Source organism: Kitasatospora sp. NPDC101108, from assembly GCF_055584725.1.
In genome coordinates, this window is sequence record NZ_JBVJLM010000002.1 from 620,085 (window position 1) to 646,362 (window position 26,278).

Genomic DNA, 26,278 nt, shown 5'->3' on the forward strand with positions numbered 1-26,278 from the left:
ACCCTCGATTCGGTGTGGAGCACCACCGACAACGGCCCCCTCCCGGCGGAAAGCTGGGGGGCATGACGAGCACCGCATCGCACTCCGCCACTCCGCCGCACGGGCGGCCCGTCCCCGGGGACCACGGGGGTGTTCCCGGGGGCGCGCTCCGCCCGGCGCCGGGGCCGGAGGGGACGCTGTCCACCGGGGCCGGCCCCTGGTCGGTCCGCAGCGTCGGCTCCGGTCGCGGCCGGGCCGCGTTGGAGCTGTACCAGCACGGCGAGCTGGCCGACGTCCTGGTCGCCGCCCGGCTCGCGCCGCAGCTGCTGCGCGGCGCGCGGCGCAGCCCGTCCGCCGGGCGCGACTCGCACGTGCTCGCCTGGGGGCGGCTGCCCGCCGACGGCGCGGCGCCCTCGGTGCTGTTCACCGGCGGGTGGCGGCCGTTCCGCACGTCCCGGGCGGCGGCGGGCGAAGTGGTCACGGTGGCCGGGGTGTTCTGGCTGGCCCGGGCCGAGGGCCCGTACGACACGGTGCTGGTCGAGCACCCGGCGGGCGGCGGCGTCGAGCGGCTGGCGCTGCAACGGGTGCGGGTGCCGCGGGTTCGGGTGCGGCGGGTGGCCGCCGTCGGGGGTGCGGCATGACCACGGCCGTCGTCTCCGGCGCTCCGGCGCTCGCGCTGCCGGAGCGGTTCCGGCAGCTGCCCCGGCTGGCGGCCTTCGGACTGCTGCCCTGGCTGATGGTCCTGGCCGTCAACCACGAGACGCCCTGGGTGGTGCTGGACCTCGCGGAGTTCGCCGCCCTGCTGTCGCTGGACTCGCTGCTGCGCCGGCGCAGTGGCGCCGCCCCCTGGCTGGGCGGGGCGGCGGCACTGCTGCTGGCCGGGGACGCGCTGGTCGACATCGCCTGCGCCGGGCCGGGGCACGCGGTGCTCGCCGCGCTGCTGATGGCCTGCTGCGTCGAACTGCCGCTGGCGGCGGTGTGCGTGCTGCTCGGGCGCGAGGTGATACGCGGCTGACGGCGCGGCCGCCCGGCAGGATCCGCTGGGCAGGCAGGCTCTAACGCCGAGCCGGGAGCTTGTCCATCAGGACGCGGGTCTCCTCGTCCAGCGGGGTGTAGCTGATCAGGCGCGTGCCGAGCCGGGGGCCGAGCCAGAAGTTGGTGTACTCGCAGCGCAGCAGGCCCACGCCCGGCACCTGGAAGCGCTTGATCCCGTTGCCCGGCCGCATCACCTCGTGCCGCTGCCACTCCTCCTCGAAGTCCGGCGAAGCCTTGCGCAGCCGGGCCAGCAGCGCCTTCCAGGCCGGCTCCGCGGAGTGGTCGGCCATCGCGGCGCGGAACCGGGCCACCATGCCGAGGCGTTCCGTCCGGTAGTCGATCAGCACCTCGCGGAAGCGCGACTCGGTGAACGCCAGCCACATCAGGTTCCGCTCCTCCGGCGGCAGTTCGCGGAGGTCGCCGACCACGGCGGTGTACGGCACGTTGTGCGCCAGGATGTCGTAGCGGGAGTTGACCACCGCGGCCGGGTACGGCGCCAGCTGCTCCAGCACCAGCCGCACGCTCGGGGTCACCGAGGGGCACTCCGTCACCGGCGCCGGGTCCTCCGCGCCGGCCAGGGTGAACAGGTGCGCGCGCTCGCTCGGATCCAGCAGCAGCGCCCGGGCCACCGCGTCCAGCACCTGGGCGGACACCTGGATGTCCCGTCCCTGCTCCAGCCAGGTGTACCAGGTCACCCCGACGGCGGCCAGCTGCGCCACCTCCTCCCGGCGCAGCCCCGGGGTGCGGCGGCGGCCGGTCATCGGCAGGCCCACCTGCTCGGGCGCGATGCGCTCGCGGCGGCTGCGCAGGAACGCCGCCAGGTCGTGCCGGCGGGCCTCGTCCGGGGTGCCGCGGTGCGGTCCGGCGAATGCGGGACGGCCTTGCGCGGCCGGGGTCATCAGGCTCATGCTCCCCAGCATGCGGCACGCCGCAGCCTGTTGCCAGGTACTTCTTATACCTGGATAACCACACTCTGGTACCAGGGTACGAAGCGGCGGATCGTATGACCCGTGACTCAACAACTCGCCGTCGCCCAGGCCCCGACCCGGACCGTCCCCGAAGCCGCTCCCCACACCCCCACCCTCGGCACCGCCGGGCTGGTCACCGTCCTGCTCGGCGCGTTCCTGCCGATGCTCGACTTCTTCATCGTCAACGTCGCCCTGCCCACCATCGACAAGGACCTGGCCGCCGGACCCGCCGTCCTGGAACTCGTCGCCGCCGGCTACGGCATCGCCTTCGCCGTCCTGCTGGTCCTCGGCGGGCGGCTCGGCGACATCTTCGGCCGCCGCCGGCTCTTCGTCGCCGGCGCCGCCGCCTTCGCCCTCACCTCGCTGGCCTGCGGACTCGCCCCCGACGCCTGGTCCCTGGTCGCCGCCCGGGCCGCCCAGGGCGCGTCGGCCGCACTGCTGATCCCGCAGGTGCTCGGCACCATCACCGCCGCCACCGACGGCGCCCGGCGCGGCCGCGCGCTCAGCGTCTACGGCGCGGTCGGCGGCATCTCCGTGGTGATCGGGCAGGTGCTCGGCGGGATGCTGGTCGCCGCCGACCTGTTCGGCACCGGCTGGCGCTCGGTCTTCCTGCTGAACGTGCCGTTCGCGCTGCTCGCCGTCCTCCTCGCCGTCCGGTACGTGCCGGAGAGCCGGGCCACCCAGGCCGCCGCAGTGGACGTGCCCGGCACCGCTCTGCTCACCGCCACCCTGCTCGCCCTGCTCGTCCCGCTGATGGAGGGCCGCGCGGCCGGCTGGCCGCTCTGGTCCTGGGTGCTGCTCGCGCTGTTCCCGGTGTTCGCCGCCGCCTTCGCCCTGGTCGAGCGGCGCGCCGAACAGCGCGGAGCCGTCCCGCTGGTGCCGCCCACCCTGCTGCGGATCCCCGAGATGCGGCGCGGCCTCGGCATCGCCGTCCCCTACTTCGCGGGCTTCGGCGGCTTCATGTTCGTCATCGCCGTCGCCCTCCAGCAGGGCCTCCGGCTGGGCGTGGTCGCGGCCGGCTGGGCGCTCGTCCCGATGGCCGTCGGCTACTTCACCGCCTCGCTCTCCGGCCCGCGGCTGATCGGCCGCTGGGGCAGCCGGGTGCTCAGCGCCGGCGCCGTCGTCCAGGCCGTCGGCCTCACCACCATCGCGCTGACCGTCCTCGCCGACGCGGACCACTTCTCCCCGCTGCGGATGGCGCCCGGCGTCGCCCTCGCGGGCATCGGCCAGGGCCTGATCGGCACCCCGCTGTTCCGGGTCGTCCTCTCCAAGGTGCCCGCCGCCCGGGCCGGCGTCGGCAGCGGCGTCCTCGCCACCAGCCAGCAGTCCAGCCTCGCCCTCGGCGTCGCCACCCTCGGCACCCTCTACCTCTCCCTCTCCCCCAGCCTCGGCATGGGCCGCGCGCTCGCCCTGTGCCTGGGCATCCAGCTGCTCGGCTCCTTCACCGTCCTGTACCTGACCACCCGCCTGCCCCGCTCCATCGGCTGAGCCCCCGGGCCCACGGGGCCCCGGGCGACGGCGAACGGCCCCGCGACCGGTTCCTCCGGTCGCGGGGCCGCTTCCTTCGGTGTCCCCTTCTTCGTACGGGCAACCCGTCGAGCCGGCGGCCGACGAACGCGACCTGCCGGTCACCGCGCCGGGCTCGCTGCCGGGCGCCGAGCCCGGCGGAAGTCCGGCACGGCAACCATCAGCCCGGTGTCGGGCCGTCGCCGCCCGCCAGCGAGCCGATGAAGCCATCCAGTCGTGCGACGACCTCGCGCAGGGTGTCGAGCGAGCCGATCGGGTCGTGGGGCAGCTCCAGGCCGTGGTCCGCGGCGGGGAGTTCCAGCACCTGGTGGCCGGTCGAGTCGGCGGTGGCGCGGTTCCACAGCTCGTCGGCGCCGCCGCCGATCAGGAGGGTCGGGGCGGAGGCGCGGCGGAGGGCCCGGGTCACGTGGTCGAGGGTCAGTACGGGGGTCAGCCAGGCGGCCGCGAGGTCCCGGTCGGCGGCGAGGCCGGCGGCGAAGCTGCCCAGTGACTTGCCGACCAGCAGTCGGCAGGCGCCGTGTTCGGCGTCGACCGCTTCGGCGACCTGCCGTTCGACCCAGTCGATCCGATCGTCCGTCGTGAACTCGCGGAAGGCGTCCGGAACTTGCCACCACAGTTCCTGGACCGTCCAGCCGTGCCGCTGGAGCACGGAGCCGGCGAAGTGCAGCAGCGGGCGGGCGGGCGAGTAGCCGACACCGGGGATGACCAGGGCGACCCGGTCGGGGTCGCCGTCCAGACGGGTGGGAAGGCCGAGGGCGGCGGGAGCGGACATGGGCGCAGGCTACCCGCCGAACCTTCCTGCCAGGCAAGCCTTTTGGCCCGTCACGCCCGACTGGCCCCGGGCAGGGCCGACCGGGGCCGGGTGGCGACCACCGCGAGGGTGCCGGCCAGGGCGATCGAGGCGAAGACCGCCAGCGCGCCGGTGGTACCGACCGCGCCGGCCAGTGCACCACCCAGCAGCGCGCCGACCGGCACGACCAGTTGGCCGATCGACCGGGAGAGGCCGAGCACCCGTCCCAACTGCTCCGGCGGGGCGAGCTGTTGCTGCAGGGTCACCCAACTGACGCCCCAGACCGTCGCGCAGAAGCCGAACACCAGCTGGTAGGCGATCAGCACCGGGAGCGCGGCTCCGAGCGAGGCCAGCGGGATCAGGAACAGGGCGCCGGCGGCGAGCGGGCCGAAGACCGGGATCACCCTGGTCAGGCCGACGCGCCGGATGACCCGCTTGGCGGTGAACACGGCTGTCACCGCGGCGACGCTGTAGACGGCCTGGGTCAGCCCGAGTTCGCCGGGGCCCAGGTCCACGACCTGGTAGGCGTAGTAGGCGAAGAGGCCGCCGAGCCCGGCCCCGCCGAGGTTGAGGGCGGCCGCGGCGACGGCGAGCCGGGCCAGCAGCGGCCGGTCGCGCAGGACGTCGATCCCCTCCCGCAGTGACTCGACGATCCCGGGGCGCGCGGCCGGCCGATCCGGTTCCTCGTCCCGCCGGAGCCGGGGGAGGCTCATGGCCAGCGCGGACAACCCGTAGCTGACCGCGTCCGCCACCATCGCGGTGGCCGCGCCCACCGCCTGCACCAGGGCGGCCGCCAGCCCCGGTCCGGCGATCTGGCCGACCGAACGGGCCCCGGCCAGCCTGGCGTTGACCGCCACCAGGCCGTCCTTGGGCACGAAGTCCGCCACCACGGTCGGCACCGCGATGGCGGACACCCCGCCCAGCGCACCGGAGACGGCCGCGACCGCGTAGAGCTGGACGAGCGTGAGCGCACCGGCGGCGTGGGCCAGCGGGACGGTGGCGATCAGCAGCAACTGGACGACGTCCACCGCGACCAGCAGCCGCCGACGGGAGGCGACCCGGTCGACCAGCACCCCGGCGAACGGCCCGGTCAGGCCCTGGATCCCGTACTCCAGGGCGAAGACCAGCGAGGCCGCCGGCGGCCCGGCGTCCAGCAGGAGGATCGCCAGCGTGGGCAGGGCCAGAGCCGTGACCTGGGTGCCCGCCACGCTGACGCCCTGGGAGAACAGCAGGGCGGGCACGGCGCCGCGGGAGGACGGAGGAGTGGCTCCGGGGCCGGCTTCTGAGCTCTCATCTGCCATGCGCCTCAAGCTACTTCATCCGCGCGAGACGCCGCAGGCCGTACCGCACCGCACCGGTTCGTGCAATGATCAGGCCCGGAGGAAGGCGAAGGGGGATTCCATGGGCCTCGTTCTGGTGTTCCTGGTCGCCCTCGTGGCCACCGTCGTCGGCACCACCCTGTTCCTGGTGCGCCGGGAGCGGGCCCGCCGGCGCTGGGCGGGCGAGACCGAGGGCCTGTCGGTCGAGCAGCACCGGACCGCCCAGGCCGCCCTGATGCGCAGCACCTACACCAGCGTGGCCGTCCACAACGGCCACGGCCTGTACACCGACGACCTGCACAAGCACCACCACTGAGGGCGCGCGCGGGGCACGGCACGGGGCCCGGCGCGGGCGGGCGGAAACCCGCGTGCGGTGGGCCGGTCGGCCCGGGGACACTGTCCGCATGACCTCCGAAGCCGTCCGGACGCCGCAGCAGCGGGCCCTCGCCCACGTGGCCGCGCTGTCCTCGGGCCCGCCCGTCGATCCGACCCTGCGGGTGACCCTCAACTTCCACCCGGACCGCTCCTCCCGCGGCAGGTCGATCCTGGACGCCCTCGCCGAGGGCGGCGTCTACCTCTCCCAGTTCGCCACCGGCACGAGCAACGGCGGCCTGACCGCTCACCCGGGCGGGGACCGGTGGCGGTGGGAGAGCAGGATCTTCGACGGCGCCTACGACGAGGCCCTGCCCGCCGAGCGGCCCGCCTACGGGGCGCTGAACTACCGCCGCAACCCGGTCGGCGCCGCGCCCCGCTTCGGCTCCGCCCACTTCCGGCTCACCGCCCCCGCGCTGGGGCGCACCACCTTCTGCTACCCGGACAGCTTCCTGGAGCCCATGGACTTCGGCACCTCGGGCCGCATGCGGCTGGTCGAACTCGCCCTGGCCGACCACCAGGACGCCCTCGACGACTACATCGAGGCGCAGGTCCACGGCCCGGTTCGGCTCGCCCACGACATCGAGGCGCTGGTGCTGGACCCCTGCTACCGGGGCACCACCGTCGAGGAGGCCGCCCGCCGCCTCCCCTGCCCGGTGGAGTGGCACCCCGGCTTCCGGCTCACCGTGCAGGAGCTCCGCCGCCATCCCGACTACCGCGGGCGGGAGTTCGTCGACCTGGGCGCCGCGATCGCCGTGGACGGCGTGCTCGATCCGGGCATCGTGGGCGCCGCCGCCGAGACGGGCCGCCACGACCCGCAGGCCGTCAAGAAGGTCTGGCACTACCTCGCCCGCTTCGGCTCTCCCGCGGCGCGCACCGCCGCACCGAGCTGAGCGGGCTCCACGGCGCGAGCGGGCTCCACGGCGCGAGCGGGCTCCACGGCGCGAGCGGGCTTCACGGCGCGAGCGGCGAAAGCGCCGCCGGGCGGACCGCGCCGGCGGCGGCCGAGCCGAGCAGCAGGGCGGCCAGGTCGTGCGGGGGCGCCGGTTCGCCGGTCGGGGCCGCCGCCGCGATGCGGTCCAGCCGGAAGCCCCGGCCGGCCTGCCGGGTGCGGCACCAGGCGATCAGGTACCACTTGCCCTCCGCGGTGAGCAGCCCGGCCGGTTCGACCATCCGGTCGCTCTCCCGCCCGGCCGCGTCCAGGTAGGACAGCCGCAGCACCGTGCTCTCGGTGAGGGCCCGCTCGACGGCCGTCCGGATGGACTCGGCGGTGCGGGTCGGCAGGGCGACGATCCGGGCGGCGAGCTGCTGGGCCGCCGTGGAGGCGGGGCCGGTCATCGAGGCCGCGATCTTCTGCGAGGCCGTACGGGCCGCCCCGGCGTACGGGGCGGAGGCGTCGGCCGCGGCCAGTGCGGCGACCAGGGCCGAGGCCTCGTCGGGGGTGAAGCGGATCGGCGGGAGGGTCATCGCCGGGTCGATCGACCAGCCGCCGCCGCGCCCGGTGGTGGCACGCACCGGGACGCCGGCCTCCATCAGCGCCTGGAGGTCGCGCTGCACCGTACGGGTGCTCACCTCGAAGCGTGCGGCCAGCGCGCCGACCGTCAGTGACCGGGGCGCCGCCGCGCGCAGTTCCTCCACCAGTGCGTAGAGCCGAGGGGTGCGGTCCATGCGGCCGACGCTACCGTCCCGCAGCGGCCAGGAAGTTCCGCTCGCGCTGGTGCTCGCGCTCGGTGACGGTCAGCGGGAACAGGGTGAAGCCGTGCATCGCGCCGGCCACGATATCCAGCCGGACCGGCGCGCCGGTCGCCTGCCACCGCTGGGCGAGGAAGCGCGAGTCGTCCAGCAGCGGGTCCTCGGTGCCGACGACCATCCGGGCGGGCGGCAGGCCGGTCAGGTCCGCGTACAGCGGGGAGACCTCCGGCTCGCGGCGCTGCTCGGGGGTCATTCCGGGCGTGAAGAGCTCGTAACTCCCGCGGATCGACTCGGTGTTGCTCAGCAGCTGCCGGGAGCCGAACAGCCGCTGGCTGGGCGTCATCGACAGGTCGTACGACCCGAAGGCCAGGTGGGCGGCCCGAAAGGCACCGGTGATGCCGTGCCGGTCGCGCAGGCGGAGCAGGGTCAGGACGGTGAGGTGGGCGCCGGCCGACTCGCCGCCGATCAGCAGCCGCCGGGTACCGAACTCGGCCTCCGCGTGCTCCACCAGCCAGCGGGCGGCCGCCTCGCAGTCGTCGGGTCCGGCGGGGAAGGGGTGCTCGGGCGCCAGCCGGTAGTCCACGCTCACCACGGCCAGCCGGGCTTCGGCGGCGAGGCGCCACAGCTTCTCGTCCTGTCCACCGGCCGAGCCGAAGGTCCAGCCGCCGCCGTGGATGTGCAGGTACACACCGTCGACGCGCTCGGGCACGAAGGTCCGGAGCCCGACCCCGTCCGGCAGGACCCGGTCGCGGCCCTGCGGCAGTCGCACCGGGGGCGTGTCGCCGCCGAGGCGGTTGGTCCGCAGGCGTTCGAGCGTGGCGGCGTCCACGGTCCGGGCGCGGGTCGGGCGCAGTGCGGCGGCGGCCTCGAACCGCTCGTTGAAGGCCAGGGTCTCGGCGAGACAGTCCTCGTCGGTGATCGTCATGGGTCCATCCTGGCGACCGTCCGAGACAACCCCGTGTCACCCTTTTCCGGTGACCCGCGTCACAGCGACCCCTTCGACTCCCCCGCCGGACTTTCGGCCACGCGCCGGAGCACGATCCGTCGCCGCCACCCGTCACCACCGCCCGTCACCACCGCCGTGGCCGCCGCCGCCACAGCCGACAAAGGGTTGGCGGGCGCCCGACCCTTCGTGTCAGAATGACGATTATGAGCAAGCAGCATGTGGGGGACTTCGCCGACGTCCGCGACCGCGAGGAGCTGGCGGCCCTGATGGCCACCGGGGCGCGGCCGAAGTGGGTGATGTTCTGGGGGCACACCGTCCGCAAGGGCGGCGCGGTGCGGCACGAGTGCCTGAGCCAGTGGTGGCCCGGGCGGTTCACCGTCGACGGGGTGACGTACGCCTCCGCCGAGCACTGGATGATGGCCGGGAAGGCCCGGATGTTCGGCGACGAGGACGTCGAGCAGCGGGTGCTGGAGGCCCGCACGCCCGCCGAGGCGAAGAAGCTGGGCCGACTGGTCAGGGGCTTCGACAACGAGGCCTGGGTGGCGGGCCGGTTCGACCTGGTGGTCGAGGGGAACGTCGCCAAGTTCGGCCAGGACCAGGCCCTGCGGGAGTACCTGCTGAGCACCGGCGGCCGCGTCCTGGTCGAGGCCAGCCCGGTGGACCGGATCTGGGGCATCGGGCTCGCCGCGGACGACATCCGCGCCGAACGCCCGCTGGAGTGGCGTGGGTTGAACCTGCTCGGCTTCGCCCTGATGGAGGCGCGGGCACGACTGGCCGGCTGAGGCCGCTCGCCGCACCGCCGGACCGCACCGCGGCGCCGCACCGTCGTTGGAGCGCGCGACCGGCGCACTTCGCTCAACGTCCGCCCCCTGCACGCTCCTTGACACCACTCGGGCACCGCTGGTCGCGCTGCCGTAACTCCTTCGCCACATTCCGACGCCAGGATGGCCCGCAGTCAGGGTTGAGATGGACAGGTTGGGGCGATCATGCGCATGCGGTCGACGGAAGAAACCGCAGGCCGGCAGTCGGAGGGCGAGCAACGGGCCGCCGAACTCCGGGCAGAACTGGACGAGTTGATCAACGCGAGCCGCTACGCGAGCCAACGCGAACGGCGACTGAACGAGGCGATACGGGCGGCCCCCGGTCGCCGGCGCCCGGACGGCGACCTGCTCCGGCAGCTCGCCCAGGCCCGCACCCTCCGCGAGGGCCTGGGCGCACGCTGCCTCCAACTGAGCGACGAACTCCACGCGTTGGAGGCCGAGCTCAGACAGCGGCAGCACCCGCAACCCCCACCGGAGCCGCACCCCCACCACACCCCGCCGCCCCCACCGCCGCCGCCCGCCCGGCCCGACCTCGGCGCCCTCACCGAGCGGATCACCGGCCTCCACCGGCGCGGCGCCTTCCCCGAGGCCGAGGAGCTGCTGAACCAGGCCGCCGCCCGCCTCGCCCCCGCCGACGCCGCGCTGCTGGTCGGGATGCTCTCCCAGCGCGGCCCGACCGGCGCCTCGCTCCACCTGGCCCGAACCGCCGCCGACGGCACCCCCGACCACGCGGTCGCCGTACTGACGGAGCTGCGCGAACTCGGCCTGGCCGAGGAGGCCGCCGAGCTGTTCCACGCGTTCTGGACCTACCCGGCGTCCGCCGTCCCGGCCCTGCTCACCGCCCTGGAGCGGGCCGGCCAGCACGCCGACTGCGCCACCCTGCTCTGGGAGTGGGGCTCGGCCCCGACGCCGGAGCTGACCTCCCTCACCGCCCACCTCCAGCAGCACGGCCGCCCCGCCGACGTCCGGACCCTGCTGCGCCAGGCCGCCGGGCGCCCGACCGCCGACCTCGCCGACCTCGCCACGGAGCTGCCGCCCGGGCTCGCCACCCAGCTGCTGCACGAGCTGGCCCCCCTGCGCCCGCCGCTCGAACTGGTGCGCCTGGCCACCGCGCTGGACGGCCGCCCGGACCTCTACGGGCAGCTGCTGGGCGCGCTGCTCGCCGACGGCTCCCGCCACCGCACCACCCTGGCCGCCCTGCGCAGCGCCGGACTGCCGACCGCCCCGCCGGGCGCCCAGCGCTCCCGCTGGGGCCGGCGCTGAGGCCCCGCGAAAGCAGGGAGCCCCCGCCCGTCCCCACGGAGGGGACGGCCGGGGGCTCCCGGAGCTCCGGACTCAGCAGCCGATCAGACGGGCCGCCAGGTAGCCCTTCACCTGGTCCAGCGACACGCGCTCCTGCGACATGGTGTCGCGGTCGCGGACGGTCACCGCGTTGTCCTCAAGGGTGTCGAAGTCGACCGTGACGCAGAACGGCGTGCCGATCTCGTCCTGGCGGCGGTAGCGCTTGCCGATCGCGCCCGCGTCGTCGAACTCGACGTTCCACGCGGTGCGCAGGTCGGCGGCCAGGCCGCGGGCCTTCGGGGAGAGGTCGGCGTTGCGCGACAGCGGCAGGACGGCGACCTTGACCGGGGCCAGGCGCGGGTCGAGCCGCATGCCGACGCGCTTCTCCATGACGCCCTTGGCGTTCGGCGCCTCGTCCTCGAAGTAGGCGTCGATCAGGAAGGCCAGCATGGCGCGGTTGAGGCCGGCCGCCGGCTCGATGACGTACGGGAAGTACCGCTCGCCGCTCTCCTGGTCGAAGTACTTGAGGTCCTGGCCGGAGGCGTTGCTGTGCACCGTCAGGTCGTAGTCGGTGCGGTTGGCGATGCCCTCCAGCTCGGAGAACTCGCTGCCGCCGAAGTTGAAGCGGTACTCGATGTCCACCGTGCGCTTGGCGTAGTGGGAGAGCTTCTCCTTCGGGTGCTCGAAGAAGCGCATGTTCTCGGTGCGCAGGCCGAGGTCCACGTACCAGTCCCAGCGCTGCTGGAGCCAGTACTCGTGCCACTGCTCGTCCTCGCCCGGCTTGACGAAGAACTCCATCTCCATCTGCTCGAACTCGCGGGTGCGGAAGATGAAGTTGCCGGGGGTGATCTCGTTGCGGAAGCTCTTGCCGGTCTGGGCGATGCCGAACGGCGGCTTCTTGCGCGAAGTGGTCTGGACGGCCTTGAAGTTGGTGAAGATGCCCTGGGCGGTCTCCGGGCGCAGGTACGCCAGGCCGGCGGCCTCCTCGGTGACGCCGAGGTGGGTCTTCAGCATGCCCGAGAAGTCCTTGGGCTCGGTGAACTGGCCCTTGGTGCCGCAGTCGGGGCAGTTGACGTCCTTGAGGCCGTTCGGCGGCGGGAAGCCGTGCTTGGCCTCGTACTTCTCCTCCAGGTGGTCGGCCCGGTGGCGCTTGTGGCAGGACATGCACTCGGTCAGCGGGTCGTTGAAGGTGGCGACGTGGCCGGAGGCCTCCCAGACCTCGCGGGCCAGGATCACCGACGAGTCGAGTCCGACGACGTCCTCACGGGCCTGGACCATCGCGCGCCACCACTGGCGCTTGATGTTCTCCTTGAGCTCGACACCCAGCGGTCCGTAGTCCCAGGCGGCACGCGTGCCGCCGTAGATCTCGCTGCAGGGGTAGACGAAGCCACGGCGCTTGCTCAGGCTGACGATCGTGTCGATCTTGTCGGCGGCCACAGTGCTCTCTTCAGTACGTACGGCACGGTCAGGGCACGGCTGGTTGCGCGTACCCGAATACCTCAGGTTACCGGCCAGACGGGTACGGGGTTCAAATCGGTATCGTCCGGCTCCCTCCAGCCCCGGCCACCTCCCGTTCACCCGTCCGAGTGATTTGACAATCATTTCCACTTCAGTTGAGAATGATTGTCATGATGATCGGACTGACTGGACGCCGGGCCCGTACCACCGCCGCCCTGACCGCCACCGCCATCGCGGCCTCGCTGGCCCTCACGGCCTGCGGCGGGAGCAGCAGCGCCAAGGGCGCGGACGGCAAGCTGAACGTCGTCGCCTCCTTCTACCCGATGGAGTTCCTGGCCCAGCAGATCGGCAAGGACCACGTCTCGGTCACCGACCTCACCGCGCCCCACGTCGAGCCGCACGACCTGGAGCTCACCGCCAAGCAGGTCGCCGGCGTCCAGAAGGCCGACGCGATCGTCTACCTCAAGGGCCTGCAGCCCACCGTCGACCAGGCCGTCGACCAGTCGTCCGCCAAGGCCAGGATCGACGCCGCCACCGCCAGCCCGCTGGTCGACCACCACCTCGACGAGGGCGCCGAGGGCGGGGACGCCCACCAGGCCAAGGGCCCGGCCGGCGACCCGCACATCTGGCTCGACCCGGCCCGCTACGCCGCGATCGCCAAGAGCGTCGGCGACGGCTTCGCCAAGGCCGACCCGGCCCACGCCGAGGACTACCGGAAGAACACCGACGAGCTGGTCACCAAGCTCACCGCCCTGGACCAGGAGTTCCAGGCCGGGCTGAAGGACACCAGGACCAGGACCTTCGTCACCAGCCACGCCGCCTTCGGCTACCTCGCCGACCACTACGGCCTCACCCAGGTCGCCATCAACGGCGTCGACCCGGAGTCCGAGCCCACCCCGGCCCGCCTGGCCGAGGTGCAGAAGGCCGCCAAGGACAACGGCGTCACCACGATCTTCTTCGAGACCCTGGTCAGCCCCAAGCTCGCCGACACCGTCGCCAAGGACCTCGGCCTCAAGACCGCCGTGCTGGACCCGCTGGAGGGCGTCGCGGACCCCTCCAAGGACGACTACCTCACCGTCATGAAGCAGAACCTGGCCAACCTCCGGGCCGCCCTCGGCGCACCGAGCACCACCCCCACCCCCGCGAGCTGACGGGACACACCGCCATGACCGACCCGATACCCCCGGCCGTCCGCCTCCGTGACGCCGTCGCCTCGCGCGGCGGCCGGCCGGTGCTGCGCGGTGTCGACCTCACCGTCCGACCGGGCGAGGTCGTCGCCCTGCTCGGCGCCAACGGCTCCGGCAAGTCGACCACCGTCAAGGCCGTGATCGGCTCCGTGCCGCTGGAGCAGGGCACCCTGGAGCTGTTCGGCACCCCGTACGGCTCCTTCCGCGCCTGGCACCGGATCGGGTACGTCCCGCAGCGCACCACCGCCGCCTCCGGCGTCCCGGCCACCGTGCGCGAGGTGGTCTCCACCGGACGGCTGGCGCAGCACCGGCTGCTGCCCTTCCGCCGCAAGGACCGCGCCGCGGTCGACCGCGCCCTGGACGCCGTCGGCATGCTGGACCGGGCCGGGGACGGCGTCGCCGACCTGTCCGGCGGCCAGCAGCAGCGGGTGCTGATCGCCCGCGCCCTGGTCGGCACCCCCGACCTGCTGATCATGGACGAGCCGATGGCCGGCGTGGACGCCGCCAGCCAGCAGGTGCTCGCCGACACCCTGCGCACCGAGGTCGGGCGCGGCGCCTCCGTCCTCCTGGTGCTGCACGAACTCGGGCCGCTGGAGCCGCTGATCGACCGCGCCGTGGTGCTGCGGGACGGCTGCGTCGCCCACGACGGCCCGCCCGTGCCCAACACCGGCCTGCACGCGCTGCCCGGCCACGACCACGTCCACCCGCACGCCGACCTCACCCCGCCGAGGCTGCTCGCATGACCGAGATGCTCTCCTACGACTTCATGCAGCGCGCCCTGCTCGCCGCCGTGCTGGTCGGGATCACCGCCCCCGCCGTCGGCATCTACCTGGTGCAGCGCCGCCAGGCCCTGATGGGCGACGGCATGGGCCACGTCGCGATGACCGGCGTCGGCCTCGGCTTCATCTTCCGGACCAGCCCGGTCTGGATGGCCGTGCTGGTCTGCGTGCTCGGCGCGATCACCATGGAACTCGTCCGTTCGCGCGGCAACCAGCGCGGCGACATCGCCCTCGCGATGCTCTTCTACGGCGGCATGGCCTGCGGCAAGCTGCTGGTCTCGATGTCCGCCCAGGCCGGGGCCGGCTCGCTGGAGAGCTATCTGTGGGGCTCGATCCTCACCGTCGCCCCCGAGGACCTGGTCACCATCGCGGTGCTCGGCGCCGTGGTCATCGCGGTGGCCGTCGGCCTGCGCCGCCAGCTCTTCGCGATCTGCCAGGACGAGGACTTCGCCCGGGTCACCGGCGTGCCGGTGCGCACGCTCAACCTGCTGCTCGCCGTGATGGCCGCGGTCACCGTCACCGTCGCCATGCGGGTGGTCGGGCTGCTGCTGGTCAGCGCCCTCATGGTGGTCCCGGTGGTCGCCGCCCAGCAGCTCACCCGGTCCTTCGCCGCCACCCAGGCCGCCTCGATCGCGCTCGGCGTGGTGGTCTCGCTGGCCGGTGTGACCGGCTCCTACCAGCTCGACGTGCCCTCCGGGCCGGCCATCGTGCTGCTCGCCATCGCGGTCTTCGCGGTGTTCAGCGTGATCGCCGCCCCGCTCGCCCGCCGCCGCCACCGCCGCGGCGGCGACACCGAGCCGGGACCGCAGGTCTGCGACGTCCGGCTCCCCGATCGCGCCCGAAGCCGAATCCCCGGCCAAATTCCCGGCCAAATCCCCGGCCAAGCCCCGGAAAAGACTTCCTCCGACACGACCACCCCGGAGCGGCGGGCCGGGCTGGCACAATGAGGTGCGTGACGCCCACGACCCCAGGAGGACCCACGGTGACCACCGCAGGCCCGTCGCCGCGCGCCCGCTCGACCCGGCAGCGTGCCGCCGTCTCGGCGGCCCTGGACGAGATCGCGGACTTCCGCAGCGCGCAGGAGCTCCACGACCTGCTCAAGCACCGCGGGGACTCCGTCGGTCTGACCACGGTCTACCGCACCCTGCAGTCGCTCGCCGACGCCGGTGAGGTCGACGTGCTGCGCACCGCCGACGGCGAGGCCGTCTACCGCCGGTGCAGCAGCGGGCACCACCACCACCTGGTCTGCCGGCACTGCGGCGCCACCGTCGAGGTCGAGGGCCCGGCGGTCGAACGCTGGGCCAACACGGTCGCCGCCGAGCACGGGTTCAGCGACATCGCCCACACCCTGGAGATCTTCGGCACCTGCGCGGACTGCGCGAAGAAGGACTGAGGCCCGTACCGGGGCAGCCGGTACGGACGAACGGGAGGGGCCCGCAGGAATCGTTCCTGCGGGCCCCTCCCGGTGCCTGGGTGGCCGTCAGCGCCGGCCGGCCGTCAGCGCTGGGCGGGCAGCGCGCCGGGCGCAGGCAGCTCGTTGGGGATGGCCCCGCCGAAGCGGCGGTCGCGCATCGCGAACTGCTCGCAGGCGCGCCACAGGTCGCGGCGGTCGAAGTCCGGCCAGAGCACGTCCTGGAACACGAACTCGGCGTACGCGGACTGCCAGAGCAGGAAGTTGGAGGTGCGCTGCTCGCCGCTGGGGCGCAGGAACAGGTCCACGTCCGGCATGTCCGGGTGGTACATGTACTTGGCGAGGGTCTTCTCGTTGACCTTCTTCGGGTCCAGCTTCCCGGCCGCGACGTCCCGCGCGATCGCCTGCGCCGCGTCGGCGAGTTCGGCCCGGCCGCCGTAGTTGACGCACATGTAGAGCGTCACGGCGTCGTTCTCCTTGGTCTGCTCCTGGGCGATCTGGAGCTCCTGGACGACGCTCTTCCACAGCTTCGGCATCCGGCCGGCCCAGCGGATCCGCACGCCCATGGCGTCCATCTCGTCGCGGCGGCGGGCGATGACGTCCCGGTTGAAGTTCATCAGGAACTTCACCTCGTCGGGGGAGCGCTTCCAGTTCTCGGTGGAGAACGCGTACAGCGAGATGTTCTTGACGCCGAGCTCGATCGCGCCCCTGAGGACGTCCAGCACGACGGACTCGCCCACCTTGTGGCCCTCGGTGCGGGGCAGCCCGCGCTCCTTGGCCCAGCGGCCGTTGCCGTCCATCACGATGGCGACGTGGTCGGGGACCAGCTCGCCGGGGATCTTCGGGGGCTTGGCGCCGCTGGGGTGCGGGGTCGGGGGTTCGTAGACCCGCTGCTTGCCGCCGCCGAAGAGCCGTCGCGCTGCCATGTGCTCACTTCTCCACGTATCTCATCGAGCGGATGCCCCGCTCCAGGTGCCACTGCAGATAGGCCGCGACCAGGCCGCTGCCCTCCCGCCAGTACCGCGGCTCGCAGGCGTCGGCCGTCCGCCAGTCCCCTGACAGCAGCGCCCCGAGCAGTACCAGTGTCTCAGGGGAGGGTACGGCACATCCGGGCACTCGGCAGTCCGAGCAGAGGACCCCCCCTGCGGGGAGGGAGAAGAAACGGTTCGGCCCGTCCAGGCCGCATTTGGCGCAGTCGGTGAAGCTCGCGCCGTACCCGTTCACCGCGAGCGAGCGCAGCAGGAAGGCGTCCAGCACCAGGTGCGACTCGTGCAGCCCGGCCGCCAGCGTGCGCAGCCCGCCCACCAGCAGCAGGTACTGCTGGACGGCCGGCTCGCCCTCGTTCTCGGCGAAGCGCTCGGCCGTCTCCAGCATCGCCGTGCCGGCGGTGTACCGGCCGTAGTCGGTGACGATCGAACCCCCGTACGGGGCGATGGTCTCCACCTGGGTGCACAGCGGCAGCCCGCGGCCGACCAGCTCGCTGCCCCGGCTGAAGAACTGCACGTCGACGTGCGAGAACGGCTCCAGACGGGCGCCGAACTTGGACTTGGTCTTCCGCACCCCGCGCGCCACCGCGCGCACCTTGCCGTGCTGGCGGGTCAGCAGGGTGATGATCCGATCGGCCTCGCCGAGCTTCTGCGCCCGCAGCACGACGCCGTCGTCCCGGAAAAGACTCATGGGAACCATTGTCCCCCAGCCACGGACAGCCGGGGACGGCCCCGCACGCCGCCGGACGGCCACGGACAGCCGTGTTGCCCGCACCGGGGGCCGTGGGGGAGGACCACTGCGGTGCGGGTCACGGCGGGCCCGGAGGGGGGATCGGACCCGTTTGTGGGGGATGCGGAAGGTCTAGGGGCGCCCGGGCGCCGGGTCCTACAGGTTCTCGTACGGCGCCCGGGTCGCCGCCTCCAGCAGCGCCGGCACCTGGCTCTTCGGCAGGTCCAGACAGCTCCCGACCGCGGCCAGCGCCTCGCGCTCCTGCGGCAGGTAGTGCCCGTCGGCCAGGGCGATCGCGGCGCCCTGCAGCAGCAGCCGCTCCCGGCCCTGCTGGGCCAGGTGCGGCGCGAGCGGTTCGAGCACCGCGTGCAGCTCCACGGCCAGGCCGCCGGCCTCCCCCAGCCGTTGGCCGGGAGGTGCCCCCAGTTCGCGGGCGTCGTGGAGCTCTCCGCCGAGCCCGGACAGCGCGGCGAGCGCGGCCAGCACCTGGGCCTCGCCCCAGTCCTCGAACCCGGCCTCGCGCACCGCCGTGCAGGCCGCCTCGCGGGCCGCCCGGTGGGCGGTGCCGCCCGCCGCCAGCAGGGCCAGCGCGATCGTGTACTGGGCGTCCCGCAGCATCGCGCCGAGGCGCACGCTGGTGGGCTGCTCCAGCGCTTCGACGCCGTAGCGCCCGTGGCAGCTGGTGCACTGCACGCTGCCGATCACCGGCCCGAGCGGGAGGACGGGCGTCCCCAGCAGTCGCAGCCACCGCCGGCCGTGCTGCCGCCGGTAGTTGCGGTCCCCGCCGCAGCCGGGGCAGAAGAAGTCACCGAGAACGTCAGTCCGCCACCTCGGGCGAACACCCCACAACCTGGTCACGGCGCCACTCCCCAGACATGGCAGGCGGCCTGCACAACTATGGGCAGGTCACGCGTCCGGACACCGGGCCGTCCCACCGACCCCGGCTTTCCGGTGGATCGATGTTGCCATGGTTACCGGCACGTGTCAGTACCTCGAACGGCTTCCGATCGAAAAAGTGTGGCGCAGGCCACAATCGGCGCCGGGCAGGGCGAAGGGCCGCCCGGGGGGACGGCCCTTCGCGTACCACCCTTACGAGTTAGCCGCGCTGCGAGCGGTTGACGGCACTGATCATCGCCTTCAGCGAGGCCAGCACGGTGTTGCCGTCGATGCCCACGCCCCACAGCACCTTGCCGTCCACGGCGCACTCCACGTACGCGGCGGCCTGGGCGTCGCCGCCCTCGCTCAGCGCGTGCTCGGCGTAGTCCAGCACCCGTACGTCCACACCGATCCGGGCCAGCGCGTCCGCGAAGGCCGAGACCGGGCCGTTGCCCGCGCCGGACAGGGTCACCGGGGCGCCGTCCACCACGGCCTCGGCGGTCAGCGCGTCCCGGCCGTCCTCGGTGGTCAGGCTGCGCGAGCCGGTCAGCGACAGCCGGCCCCACGGGTTGTCCGGGGTCGGCAGGTACTCGTCCTCGAAGACCCGCCAGATCTCGGCCGGAGTGACCTCGCCGCCCTCGGCGTCGGTCTTGGCCTGGATGATCCGGGAGAACTCGATCTGCATCCGGCGCGGCAGGTCCAGCTTGTGGTCGTTCTTCAGGACGTACGCGACCCCGCCCTTGCCGGACTGGCTGTTGACCCGGATGACCGCCTCGTAGGTGCGGCCGACGTCCTTCGGGTCGATCGGCAGGTACGGCACGCCCCAGGTGTGCTCCTCCACCGGGACCCCGGCCGCCCGCGCGTCCGCCTCCAGGACCTCGAAGCCCTTCTTGATGGCGTCCTGGTGCGAGCCGGAGAAGGAGGTGTACACCAGGTCACCGGCGTACGGGTGGCGCGGGTGCACCTCCATCTGGTTGCAGTACTCGGCGGTGCGGCGCACCTCGTCGATGTCGGAGAAGTCGATCTGCGGGTCGATGCCCTGCGAGAACAGGTTCATCCCCAGCGTCACCAGGTCGACGTTGCCGGTCCGCTCACCCTGCCCGAACAGACAGCCCTCGATGCGGTCGGCGCCCGCCATGTACGCCAGCTCGGCGGAGGCGACGGCGGTGCCGCGGTCGTTGTGCGGGTGCACCGACAGGCAGACGAACTCGCGGCGGGACAGGTTGCGCGACATCCACTCGAACTGGTCGGCCTGGACGTTCGGGGTGGCCCGCTCGATGGTGGCCGGCAGGTTCAGGATGATCTCGCGGCCCTCGCCCGGCTGCCAGACGTCCATCACCGACTCGCAGACCTCCAGCGCGAAGTCCAGCTCGGTGTCCACGAAGATCTCCGGCGAGTACTGGTAGCCGAAGACGGTGTCGTCGCCCAGCAGCTTCTCCGCGTACTCCATCACCAGCCGGGTGCCGTCCACGGCGATCGCCTTGGTGGCCGCCCTGTCGTTGCGGAACACCACCCGGCGGAACAGCGGCGCGGTCGCGTTGTACAGGTGGACGGTCGCCCGCGGGGCGCCGACCAGCGCCTCCACGGTCTTCTCGATCAGCTCCTCGCGGGCCTGGGTCAGCACCGAGATGGTGACGTCCTCCGGGATCGCCCCCTCCTCGATCAGCGACCGCACGAAGGCGTGGTCGGTGGCGCCGGAGGACGGGAAGCCGACCTCGATCTCCTTGTAGCCCATGGCGACCAGCAGGTCGAACATCTTCCGCTTGCGGGCCGGGGACATCGGGTCGATCAGCGCCTGGTTGCCGTCCCGCAGGTCGGTGGAGAGCCAGCGCGGCGCCTTGGTGATCACCTTGTCCGGCCAGGTGCGGTCCGGCAGGTCGACGGTGCCGAACGGCAGGTAGCGCCCGTGCCGCATGCCCGAGGGCCGCTGGCGGACGGAGGCGGCGGTGATCGGGGTCGGCCGGTCGACGAAGGCGCGAGCGGCGGGGACGGACGCGGCGGAGGTCTGCTCGGTCATGGAGGTGACTCTCGGCTTCCTGTGGATGCGTGGTGCGGGCGGGTCGGGAGGGGTCAACACCGACTGGCCGGCCTCTGCTGCCGCTCGCGATACGCCGTTGCATCGCCGATTCCGCGCACAGCTCGTTCCCCGCGGCGAGGGAGCCGGCCCCAGTGGACTACAGGCCCTCGACGCGGCAGCTAAGAAGAAGCAGCCCGTTGCGCATGATGGGACCCAGCGTAACCCAGGGCCGCGCGCCCCCGAAGTGATCCGGGCTTCCGTTCCACTCCTTGAGACGTCGACCGGTCACGCCGAACCTGGTGACAAAGCGTCATCGAAGCCTCACCCTGGGCCACATGACTGCAGCAGTACCGATCTGCACGATCGTCCCGCCGTACGTCCTGGACCGCCTCGCCGAGGCCGGTCACGAGCCCGCCGTCCGCTCCCTCGCCCTGGACACCGCGCACCGCGCGGCCCGTCTCGCCGCTCCCCCGCCGGCCGCCGGCGCCCCCGGGCTGAACCGGGTGATCTCCGACGCCGGGCACGGCCAGCGGCTGCCCGGGCGCACCGTCCGCACCGAGGGCCACGCCCCGGTCACCGACGCCTCCGTCAACCACGCCTACGACGGCCTCGGCGACACCTTCACGCTGTACTCCCAGGTCTTCGGCCGCGACTCGATCGACGGCCGCGGGCTGCGCCTGGACGCCAGCGTCCACTACGGCCGGAACTACGACAACGCCTTCTGGAACGGCCGGCGGATGGTCTTCGGAGACGGCGACGGCCAGATCTTCGGCGACTTCACCGCCTGCGTCGACGTCATCGGCCACGAACTCACCCACGGCGTCACCCAGTTCACCGCCAACCTGGACTACCAGGACCAGCCCGGCGCGCTGAACGAGTCCGTCTCCGACGTCTTCGGCTCGCTGGTCAAGCAGTACGCGCTGCACCAGAGCGCCGCCGACGCCGACTGGCTGATCGGCGCCGGGCTGCTCGCCCCCGGCATCCAGGGCGTGGCGCTGCGCTCGATGAAGGCCCCCGGCACCGCCTACGACGACCCCCAGCTCGGCAAGGACCCGCAGCCCGCGCACATGCGGGACTACGTGGACACCACCGAGGACAACGGCGGGGTGCACATCAACTCCGGCATCCCCAACCACGCGTTCTACCTGCTGGCCACCGCCCTCGGCGGCCAGGCCTGGGACCGCGCCGGGCGGATCTGGTACGACGCCCTGACCGGCGGCGGGCTGTCCACGGCCGCCGACTTCACCGCCTTCGCCCGGGCCACCGTGGCCGCGGCCAGGGCCCGTTACCCCGACCAGTCCTCGATCGCGGACACCGTGACGGCCTCCTGGGCCCAGGTCGGCGTCAGTCCCGGTTGAGAGCGGGTCGGGTCGCCCCCAAGGTCACGGTCCGGAAAAAGTGCCGCAAAAGCCTTCTCTGCGGAGCACCATGGACACCATGCGCATCCAGGTGACCCGGACCGGCGGCCTCGCCGGAATCGTCCGCCACGCGGAGCTCGACACCGTCGACCGCACGGACGCCCCGCACGTCCACGCGCTCGCCCGCGAAGCCGTCGCGGGCGGGCTGCGCGCCCCCTCGTACGGGGTGCCGGACGGCTTCCACTACGAGATCACCGTCGACGGGCGGACGGTGCACTGCGCCGACCCCAAGCTCACCGACTCCCAGCGGGAGCTGGTGTCGCTGGTGCTGCGCGAGGGCGCCTGACCCCCGCGCGGCACCGGCCGCTCCGCACCGGGCTCCGAGGCCTCCCGACCCGTCCGCCGGGAGGCGGAGTCCGTCAGAAGCCGAGCTTGCGCAGCTGCTTGGGGTCGCGCTGCCAGTCCTTGGCCACCTTGACGTGCAGGTCCAGGTAGACCGGCGTGCCGAGCAGCGCCTCGATGTGCTTGCGGGCGGTGGTGCCGACGTGCTTGAGCCGCGCGCCCTTGGCGCCGATCACGATCGCCTTCTGGCTCTGCCGCTCGATGTAGACGTTGGCGTGGATGTCCAGCAGCGGGCGGTCGGCGGGGCGGCCCTCGCGCGGCAGCATCTCCTCGACCACGACGGCCAGCGAGTGCGGCAGTTCGTCCCGCACGCCCTCCAGGGCGGCCTCGCGGATCAGCTCGGCGACCATGATCTGCTCGGGCTCGTCGGTGAGGTCGCCCTCGGGGTACAGCTGGTCGCCCTCGGGCAGCAGCTTGGTGAGCAGGTCGGCGACCAGCTCGACCTGCTTGTCGCCGACGGCGGAGACCGGGATGATCTCGGCCCACTCGAAGCCCAGCTCCACGCCGAGCTGCTGGATGGCGATCAGCTGCTCGGCCAGCCGCTTGGAGTCGACCAGGTCGGTCTTGGTGACGATGGCGACCTTGGGGGTCTTCTTGATCCCGGCGATCTCCTTGGCGATGAACTTGTCGCCGGGGCCGATCTTCTGGTCGGCGGGCAGGCAGAAACCGATCACGTCCACCTCGGCCCAGGTGGTGCGGACCAGGTCGTTGAGGCGCTCGCCGAGCAGGGTGCGCGGCTTGTGCAGACCGGGGGTGTCGACCAGCACGAGCTGGGCGTCCGGGCGGTGCACGATGCCGCGCACGGTGTGCCGGGTGGTCTGCGGGCGGTCGGAGGTGATCGCGACCTTCGTCCCCACCAGGGCGTTGGTCAGGGTCGACTTGCCCGCGTTCGGACGGCCGACGAAGCACGCGAACCCGGAGCGGTACGAGGAGGAAGGGGCATTCATGGGCTCCATTCTCCCTGATCACCGGAGCCCCGCCGTCCCGGGCCGGTCGTCACGCTCCGCTCACCCCTTGTCGCCGCCCCGGCCGACCAGGGAGAACAGCACCAGCAGCGCCAGGAAGGCGAGCGAGCCCCAGAGCCAGTAGACCGTGCCGGTCTCCTGCCACTTCCCCATCCCCATCACGAACAGCACCAGCCCGGCGACGAACGCCAACGCCCCCATGCCCCAGCCCCTCACCGAGTCCACTCCCCCGGTGAGATTATCGGCTGAATGCATGGGGGCAAGGGCCGTCGTGGCCCCTCAGCGGGCCTCGGCCGACAGCCGCAGCGTCCCGTCCGGACCGGCCAGCAGCACCGGCGTCCCGGCCCCGCCCAGGTCCCGCACGGCCGCCAGGTCGGCCTCGGCCGGCTGCTCGGCCTCGCTCACCACGGCGGCCGCCTCCAGCGACTTCGCGCCGCTGGCCACCGCCATCGCCACCGCCGTCTGCAGCGCGCTCAGCCGCAGCGACTCCAGCGCGACCGTCCCGGCCACGTAGGTGCGGCCGGTCTCGTCACGCACCGCGGCCCCCTCGGCCACGCCGTTGCGGGCGCGGGCCGAGCGGGCCAGGGTGATGATCTTCTTGTCCTCGGGGTCGAGTTCGACGATGTCACTCATGCGCCGAGCATAGGCGGCGCCGGCGAGGCACCACTCAGTGGCCGACCGGGTGGGTGCGCCCCGGGTTCGGACGGAGCACCTTGACGAAGGTCTTCGCGGCCCCGGACGGCAGCGGCTCCTCGTCCGCGATCCGCTTGCGCCAGAACGGGTTGTCGTGCGGCAGGTGGCTGCTCACCCGGCCGTACATGCCGAAGGTGGTGATGACGATCCCGAAGACGAACGCGAACAGCACGTTCGACATCCGGAAGTTCAGGATGTTCGCCTCCGGCCGGCCGAGCACCGTCAGTCCGTAGAAGCCGGACAGGACGAACAGCACACCGACGATCATGTTGAGGTTGGACGCGAAGTTCCCGCCGATCACCGCCCCGAGCACCAGGACCGCGCCCGCCACGATGGACAGGACGGCCAGCGCCCCGTTGGTGGACAGCCCGGCGATCCGGTCGCCGTGGGTGGCCAGGAAGCCGGGGTGGTCGGCCAGTCCGAGGATCCCGAACACGATCAGGAAGATCCCCCCCAGCCCCGCCCCGACCCGCCACACCAGGACGAGTCGGCGATCGACGGTCGGCAGTTCGTCTTGCAGCTTCATGGAGACCTCCAGAGCTTCAGGGCTTCGGCGACTCGCCAGCCGTACGGACGGCTAGCTGTACGGGTGGCTCCCCTGCAGGTGCGGCGTCTCGTGCATGTAGAGCGAGCCGCACTGCTGGCAGCAACGCAGCCCGGTGCCCCACTCCTGCTCGGGCCGCGTCTCGGCGTCGTCGGGCATGGTCCGGCCGCAGAGGGCCGTCGCCGGGTCCTCGTCCCGCACCACGTGCCAGGACCTGACCCCGCCGGCCGGCCCCTGCGGGCCGTACTCCGCGCGCAGTTTGTGCGTCATGCCCTCCATGGTCGCGCGGCGGCCGCCCACCCGCTACTCGCCCGGGGCCTGCGCCGCCTCCGCCCCGCGCACCGGCGAGGCGACCATCGAGCCGATCCGGTTGCGGCGCCCGGCCGAGGACTCGGCGGTCAGCATGATGCCGGTCAGGCCGTCCGCGACCGGCTCCGGCAGCGGGATCTCGCAGGAGGAGCCGGGGATCGGCACCCGGCCCAGGTGCTTGGCCAGCAGCCCGCCGACGGTCTCGACGTCCTCGTCCTCCAGCTCGATGCCGAACAGCTCGCCCAGGTCCTCCACCAGCAGGCGGGCGGTGATCCGGTACGAGCCGTCGCCGAGGTCCTCGATCGGCGCGATCTCCCGGTCGTACTCGTCGGTGATCTCGCCGACGATCTCCTCCAGGACGTCCTCGATGGTGACCAGGCCCGCCGTGCCGCCGTACTCGTCGATCACGATGGCGACGTGCGAGCGGCGCTGCTGCATCTCGCGCAGCAGGTCGCCGGCCGGCTTGGAGTCCGGGACGAACACGGCCGGGCGCATCACCGCGCCGACCTCCTCGGCCTCCGCCTCGCGGTTGATGTGGGTGCGGCGCACCAGGTCCTTGAGGTAGACGATGCCGACCACGTCGTCCTCGTTGTCGCCGACCACCGGGATCCGCGAGAAGCCCGAGCGCAGCGCCAGGGTCAGCGCCTGCCGGACGGTCTTGTGCCGCTCGATCATCACCAGGTCGGTGCGCGGCACCATCACCTCGCGCACGATGGTGTCGCCCAGCTCGAAGACCGAGTGCACCATCCGGCGCTCCTCGTCCTCGATCAGGTCGTCCTTCTCGGCGAGGTCGACCAGCGCCCGCAGCTCCGCCTCGGAGGCGAACGGCCCCTCCCGGTAGCCCTTGCCCGGGGTCAGCGCGTTGCCCAGCAGGATCAGCAATCGCGGGATCGGGCCGAGCACCGCGGCCAGCGGCAGCAGCACGAAGGAGGCCGCGGTCGCGGTGGAGATCGGGTGCTGGCGCCCGATCGTGCGCGGCGAGACGCCCACCGCGACGAAGGACACCAGCACCATCACGCCGAAGGCCAGCAGCACGGCCTGCCAGGTCGGGTGGATGTTGCGCACGGACACCGCGGTGACCAGCACCGCGGCCGCCATCTCGCTGGCGACCCGGATCAGGGTCGCCAGGTTGAGGTAGCGGAACGGGTCGGAGGCGACGGCCAGCAGCCGGGCGGAGCCGCGCCGCCCGTTGCGCACGGCCTCCTCGGCCCGGAACCGGGAGACCCGGGAGATGCCCGCCTCGGCGCACGCCGCCAGCCAGCCGAGCACGACCAGGGCGACGGCACCGAGGATGTAGCTCGTACTCTCACCACTCACAGGGGTTCGGGCTCCGCGCTCAGTGGGTGGTGGGGGCCGGCGAGATGCCGCCGAGGCCGCGGCCCGCCCGCCAGTCGTCCAGGATGCGCTTCTGGAGGGCGAACATCTCCTCCTCCTCCTCCGGCTCCTCGTGGTCGTAGCCGAGGACGTGCAGCACGCCGTGGACGGTGAGCAGCTGCAGCTCCTCGTCCATCGAGTGCTTGGAGGGGGCCGCCTTGCCCTGCTGCTCGGCGACCTCGGGGCAGAGCACGATGTCGCCGAGCAGGCCCTGCGGCAGCTCCTCGCCCTCCTTGCCGGGACGCAGCTCGTCCATCGGGAACGACATCACGTCGGTCGGGCCGGGCAGGTCCATCCACTGGATGTGCAGCTCCTCCATCGCCGCACCGTCCACCAGGATCACGGACAGTTCGGACTGCGGGTGGATCCGCATCTTGTCCAGGGCGAAGCGGGCGACGTCGAGGATGGCTTCCTCATCGGCGTCCCAGCCGGACTCGTTGGCGATGTCGATCGACATGA

The 26,278-nt window shown here is 72.9% G+C and carries 30 protein-coding genes; 13 read left to right on the forward strand and 17 right to left on the reverse strand.

What is annotated here, in order from left to right; translation table 11 throughout:
• The first annotated feature begins 62 nt into the window (after positions 1-62).
• Together ACZ6Z8_RS07645 and ACZ6Z8_RS07650 are read left to right on the forward strand one after the other, a co-directional pair.
• Positions 63-620, forward strand: a complete 558-nt coding sequence (locus ACZ6Z8_RS07645; protein ID WP_465607272.1) for a hypothetical protein — start codon at positions 63-65, stop codon at positions 618-620.
• A complete protein-coding gene (locus tag ACZ6Z8_RS07650; RefSeq protein WP_465607274.1) occupies positions 617-994 on the forward strand; it encodes a hypothetical protein in 378 nt (125 codons plus the stop codon). Before ACZ6Z8_RS07645 ends, ACZ6Z8_RS07650 begins: the two co-directional genes overlap by 4 nt.
• A gap of 40 nt (positions 995-1,034) precedes the next feature.
• Here ACZ6Z8_RS07650 and ACZ6Z8_RS07655 read toward each other — a convergent pair whose 3' ends face one another.
• Entirely contained in the window at positions 1,035-1,913 is an 879-nt protein-coding gene (locus ACZ6Z8_RS07655; protein WP_465607505.1) for a helix-turn-helix transcriptional regulator, read from the reverse strand.
• Between the two features lie 111 nt (positions 1,914-2,024).
• On the opposite strand from ACZ6Z8_RS07655, the gene ACZ6Z8_RS07660 reads away from it, so the two are divergent.
• Positions 2,025-3,470, forward strand: coding sequence for an MFS transporter (locus ACZ6Z8_RS07660; protein ID WP_465607276.1), 1,446 nt, complete (start codon positions 2,025-2,027; stop codon positions 3,468-3,470).
• 199 nt (positions 3,471-3,669) lie between these two features.
• On the opposite strand, the gene ACZ6Z8_RS07665 is transcribed toward ACZ6Z8_RS07660, so the two are convergent.
• Complete coding sequence (locus ACZ6Z8_RS07665; RefSeq protein ID WP_465607277.1) at positions 3,670-4,281, reverse strand: alpha/beta hydrolase; 612 nt, start codon at positions 4,279-4,281, stop codon at positions 3,670-3,672.
• Between the two features lie 50 nt (positions 4,282-4,331).
• The gene (locus tag ACZ6Z8_RS07670) at positions 4,332-5,600 is read right to left on the reverse strand and encodes an MFS transporter (protein ID WP_465607279.1); all 1,269 of its coding nucleotides are present in this window, start codon (positions 5,598-5,600) and stop codon (positions 4,332-4,334) included.
• 100 nt (positions 5,601-5,700) lie between these two features.
• On the opposite strand from ACZ6Z8_RS07670, the gene ACZ6Z8_RS07675 reads away from it, so the two are divergent.
• Both ACZ6Z8_RS07675 and ACZ6Z8_RS07680 read left to right on the forward strand, forming a co-directional pair.
• A complete protein-coding gene (locus ACZ6Z8_RS07675) occupies positions 5,701-5,934 on the forward strand; it encodes a hypothetical protein (protein ID WP_465607281.1) in 234 nt (77 codons plus the stop codon).
• A gap of 88 nt (positions 5,935-6,022) precedes the next feature.
• The gene (locus ACZ6Z8_RS07680) at positions 6,023-6,883 is read left to right on the forward strand and encodes a DUF3626 domain-containing protein (protein ID WP_465607283.1); all 861 of its coding nucleotides are present in this window, start codon (positions 6,023-6,025) and stop codon (positions 6,881-6,883) included.
• 61 nt (positions 6,884-6,944) lie between these two features.
• Here the strand turns inward: ACZ6Z8_RS07680 and ACZ6Z8_RS07685 are convergent, their stop codons facing one another.
• Both ACZ6Z8_RS07685 and ACZ6Z8_RS07690 read right to left on the reverse strand, forming a co-directional pair.
• The gene (locus ACZ6Z8_RS07685; protein ID WP_465607285.1) at positions 6,945-7,658 is read right to left on the reverse strand and encodes a helix-turn-helix transcriptional regulator; all 714 of its coding nucleotides are present in this window, start codon (positions 7,656-7,658) and stop codon (positions 6,945-6,947) included.
• 10 nt (positions 7,659-7,668) lie between these two features.
• Entirely contained in the window at positions 7,669-8,607 is a 939-nt protein-coding gene (locus tag ACZ6Z8_RS07690; protein ID WP_465607286.1) for an alpha/beta hydrolase, read from the reverse strand.
• A gap of 224 nt (positions 8,608-8,831) precedes the next feature.
• On the opposite strand from ACZ6Z8_RS07690, the gene ACZ6Z8_RS07695 reads away from it, so the two are divergent.
• Complete coding sequence (locus ACZ6Z8_RS07695; RefSeq protein ID WP_465607288.1) at positions 8,832-9,410, forward strand: NADAR family protein; 579 nt, start codon at positions 8,832-8,834, stop codon at positions 9,408-9,410.
• Positions 9,411-9,620: 210 nt separating this feature from the next.
• Positions 9,621-10,712 carry a hypothetical protein gene (locus ACZ6Z8_RS07700; RefSeq protein ID WP_465607290.1) on the forward strand — a complete coding sequence of 364 codons (1,092 nt, stop codon included), beginning with the start codon at positions 9,621-9,623 and terminating at the stop codon, positions 10,710-10,712.
• A 72-nt stretch (positions 10,713-10,784) separates the two neighbouring features.
• On the opposite strand, the gene ACZ6Z8_RS07705 is transcribed toward ACZ6Z8_RS07700, so the two are convergent.
• Positions 10,785-12,167 carry a glycine--tRNA ligase gene (locus ACZ6Z8_RS07705; protein ID WP_402816132.1) on the reverse strand — a complete coding sequence of 461 codons (1,383 nt, stop codon included), beginning with the start codon at positions 12,165-12,167 and terminating at the stop codon, positions 10,785-10,787.
• Between the two features lie 194 nt (positions 12,168-12,361).
• Between ACZ6Z8_RS07705 and ACZ6Z8_RS07710 the strand changes: the two genes are divergently transcribed.
• The 4 genes from ACZ6Z8_RS07710 to ACZ6Z8_RS07725 are packed head-to-tail and all read left to right on the forward strand — an operon-like array spanning position 12,362 to position 15,547.
• Positions 12,362-13,339 (forward strand): metal ABC transporter substrate-binding protein, encoded by a 978-nt coding sequence (locus ACZ6Z8_RS07710; protein ID WP_465607507.1) that lies wholly within the window; start codon positions 12,362-12,364, stop codon positions 13,337-13,339.
• 14 nt (positions 13,340-13,353) lie between these two features.
• Positions 13,354-14,118 carry a metal ABC transporter ATP-binding protein gene (locus ACZ6Z8_RS07715; protein WP_465607292.1) on the forward strand — a complete coding sequence of 255 codons (765 nt, stop codon included), beginning with the start codon at positions 13,354-13,356 and terminating at the stop codon, positions 14,116-14,118.
• Positions 14,115-15,101: a metal ABC transporter permease gene (locus tag ACZ6Z8_RS07720; RefSeq protein WP_465607294.1), complete on the forward strand. Its 987-nt coding sequence runs from the start codon at positions 14,115-14,117 to the stop codon at positions 15,099-15,101. The genes ACZ6Z8_RS07715 and ACZ6Z8_RS07720 overlap by 4 nt, the downstream gene beginning before the upstream one ends.
• A 35-nt stretch (positions 15,102-15,136) precedes the next feature.
• Complete coding sequence (locus tag ACZ6Z8_RS07725) at positions 15,137-15,547, forward strand: Fur family transcriptional regulator (protein WP_402816135.1); 411 nt, start codon at positions 15,137-15,139, stop codon at positions 15,545-15,547.
• 104 nt (positions 15,548-15,651) lie between these two features.
• On the opposite strand, the gene ACZ6Z8_RS07730 is transcribed toward ACZ6Z8_RS07725, so the two are convergent.
• From ACZ6Z8_RS07730 to leuA, 4 genes are all read right to left on the reverse strand, one after another.
• Positions 15,652-16,491 (reverse strand): isoprenyl transferase, encoded by an 840-nt coding sequence (locus ACZ6Z8_RS07730; protein ID WP_465607297.1) that lies wholly within the window; start codon positions 16,489-16,491, stop codon positions 15,652-15,654.
• A gap of 4 nt (positions 16,492-16,495) precedes the next feature.
• A complete protein-coding gene (recO, locus tag ACZ6Z8_RS07735; protein ID WP_380414114.1) occupies positions 16,496-17,242 on the reverse strand; it encodes a DNA repair protein RecO in 747 nt (248 codons plus the stop codon).
• A gap of 195 nt (positions 17,243-17,437) precedes the next feature.
• Complete coding sequence (locus ACZ6Z8_RS07740) at positions 17,438-18,139, reverse strand: TerB family tellurite resistance protein (protein ID WP_465607299.1); 702 nt, start codon at positions 18,137-18,139, stop codon at positions 17,438-17,440.
• Between the two features lie 238 nt (positions 18,140-18,377).
• Entirely contained in the window at positions 18,378-20,174 is a 1,797-nt protein-coding gene (gene leuA / locus ACZ6Z8_RS07745; protein ID WP_465607301.1) for a 2-isopropylmalate synthase, read from the reverse strand.
• 335 nt (positions 20,175-20,509) lie between these two features.
• Here leuA and ACZ6Z8_RS07750 point away from each other — a divergent pair, with 335 nt between their 5' ends.
• Complete coding sequence (locus ACZ6Z8_RS07750) at positions 20,510-21,532, forward strand: M4 family metallopeptidase (protein WP_465607303.1); 1,023 nt, start codon at positions 20,510-20,512, stop codon at positions 21,530-21,532.
• Positions 21,533-21,611: 79 nt separating this feature from the next.
• Positions 21,612-21,878 (forward strand): protealysin inhibitor emfourin, encoded by a 267-nt coding sequence (locus ACZ6Z8_RS07755; protein ID WP_030290773.1) that lies wholly within the window; start codon positions 21,612-21,614, stop codon positions 21,876-21,878.
• A 73-nt stretch (positions 21,879-21,951) separates the two neighbouring features.
• On the opposite strand, the gene era is transcribed toward ACZ6Z8_RS07755, so the two are convergent.
• The 7 genes from era to ybeY are packed head-to-tail and all read right to left on the reverse strand — an operon-like array spanning position 21,952 to position 26,276.
• Positions 21,952-22,881, reverse strand: coding sequence for a GTPase Era (era, locus tag ACZ6Z8_RS07760; RefSeq protein WP_396236059.1), 930 nt, complete (start codon positions 22,879-22,881; stop codon positions 21,952-21,954).
• A 60-nt stretch (positions 22,882-22,941) separates the two neighbouring features.
• On the reverse strand, positions 22,942-23,124 hold the full coding sequence (locus ACZ6Z8_RS07765; protein WP_141763866.1) for a hypothetical protein: 183 nt from the start codon (positions 23,122-23,124) through the stop codon (positions 22,942-22,944).
• Between the two features lie 54 nt (positions 23,125-23,178).
• Complete coding sequence (locus tag ACZ6Z8_RS07770; RefSeq protein WP_465607306.1) at positions 23,179-23,532, reverse strand: cytidine deaminase; 354 nt, start codon at positions 23,530-23,532, stop codon at positions 23,179-23,181.
• Between the two features lie 34 nt (positions 23,533-23,566).
• The gene (locus ACZ6Z8_RS07775; RefSeq protein WP_465607307.1) at positions 23,567-24,118 is read right to left on the reverse strand and encodes a DUF4383 domain-containing protein; all 552 of its coding nucleotides are present in this window, start codon (positions 24,116-24,118) and stop codon (positions 23,567-23,569) included.
• A 51-nt stretch (positions 24,119-24,169) separates the two neighbouring features.
• On the reverse strand, positions 24,170-24,406 hold the full coding sequence (locus ACZ6Z8_RS07780) for a hypothetical protein (RefSeq protein WP_402816143.1): 237 nt from the start codon (positions 24,404-24,406) through the stop codon (positions 24,170-24,172).
• Between the two features lie 33 nt (positions 24,407-24,439).
• Positions 24,440-25,762, reverse strand: a complete 1,323-nt coding sequence (locus tag ACZ6Z8_RS07785) for a hemolysin family protein (RefSeq protein WP_465607309.1) — start codon at positions 25,760-25,762, stop codon at positions 24,440-24,442.
• A gap of 19 nt (positions 25,763-25,781) precedes the next feature.
• Complete coding sequence (gene ybeY / locus ACZ6Z8_RS07790) at positions 25,782-26,276, reverse strand: rRNA maturation RNase YbeY (protein ID WP_030061268.1); 495 nt, start codon at positions 26,274-26,276, stop codon at positions 25,782-25,784.
• Positions 26,277-26,278: the final 2 nt, after the last annotated feature.